A 1475-nucleotide genomic window follows, 5' to 3' on the forward strand; every position below is an offset into this window, starting at 1 on the left:
CTAGTAGGGCTTTGTTAGGTCGGTGCGGGGTAGGGGCGTTTGCAGGTGTGGCATGCGCCGGTCCAGATGCTGAGGAGGGTCTGGAGTTCGCGGAGGACGGCGTAGAGGGTCAGGCCGGCGCAGGGGCTTTTGGGTCGTAGCGCAGGCTGGTGCAGAAGGCCTGGGCGAGTGCGGTGAGGGTGACGTGGCGGTGCCAGCCGAGGTAGCTGCGGCCTTCGAAGTGGTCCAGGCCGAGGCCGTCTTTGAGTTCGCGGTAGTCGTGCTCGATGCGCCAGCGGATCTTCGCCAACCCGACCATCTCACGCAGCGGGGTCTCGGGCGGGAGGTTGGACAGCCAGTAGTCAGTGGGTTCGGGCTCGCCCGGTGGCCATTCGGCGATCAGCCAGCATTCGGGCAGGGATCCGTCGGGTGCTCGGGGGATGTTGCGGTTGGCTGGTCGGACCCGCAGGGCCAGGAAGCGGCCGGTCATCGCTGCGGTCGGGTTCCCGGTGGTCTTGCGGCTGCCGTGGCGCCAGGTGACCCGCCGCAGCGCGCCGCGGCCCTCCTGCAGGGCGAGCGCGGCCAGCGTGGAGGGCCCCTCGGGATAGGCCGCCTCCGGCGGACGACCGCGCCCGGAGTACGGCGGGGTCACCGGCTCGGCATCTGCCGGATAGGCGCTGGTGGTGGCCTTGACTGCTACCACGTAGGAGAAGCCACGAGCCTCGAGGCCGAGCCGAAACTCCGCGGCGTCGCCGTAGCCGGCGTCGGCGACCACCGGCAACCGGTCCAGTCCCCAACCGTCGGCCGGCTCGCCATCGACCTCGGCGGGCCCGGTGATCTCGTCGAGCATCTCCAGGGCCTGGCGCCACTTCTCGGCATGCCGCACGTCATCGGGGATCCTGCTGCGCGCCCGTCGGACCCGGATCTGCGCGCGCGTCTCGGGATCGGCGGCGTGCTCGGCGACGGTGTCGTCCCAGGTCTTCGGCAGGAACAGTCGCCAGTCGATCGCCGCCGAGGCCCAGTCGGTGACCGCGTGCACGCTGACCCCGATCTGGCAGTTCCCGACCTTGCCAAGCGACCCGGAGTACATCCGCGCCACCCCGGGCGAAGCCACGCCGTCCTTGGGGTAGCCGGTGTCGTCCACGACGAACGCGCGCGGGGAGATGAACGCCTGCGCCCAGCGGGCCAACCTGCCGCGAACCTCCGCATAGTCCCAGGTGGAGGACGACACGAACTGCTGCAACTGCTGATGATCGACCCCGAGCCTGGCCGCCATCGGCTGCATCGACTTGCGCTTGCCATCCAGCAGCAGCCCACGCACATACAACTCACCCTTGGCCCGCTGATCCGACCGGGCCAGCCCACCGAACATCCCGGCCGCGAACTCCTCCAACCGCGGCCGCACCTGCTCCATCTCCTCCGGTGTCACGGATCAGAACAAGATCACACAACGGGCAGGATCAGCGGGAACGACACACCTAACAAAGTACTACTAG

General features: G+C 69.2%; 1 protein-coding gene. It reads right to left on the reverse strand.

Features of this window, described 5'->3' with window-relative positions:
- Positions 1 to 109 precede the first annotated feature (109 nt).
- Complete coding sequence (locus ABEA81_RS42260) at positions 110 to 1408, reverse strand: IS701 family transposase (protein ID WP_425570888.1); 1299 nt, start codon at positions 1406 to 1408, stop codon at positions 110 to 112.
- Positions 1409 to 1475: the final 67 nt, after the last annotated feature.

The sequence above is a fragment of the Pseudonocardia adelaidensis genome (genome assembly GCF_039543345.1).
Classification (GTDB): domain Bacteria; phylum Actinomycetota; class Actinomycetes; order Mycobacteriales; family Pseudonocardiaceae; genus Pseudonocardia; species Pseudonocardia adelaidensis.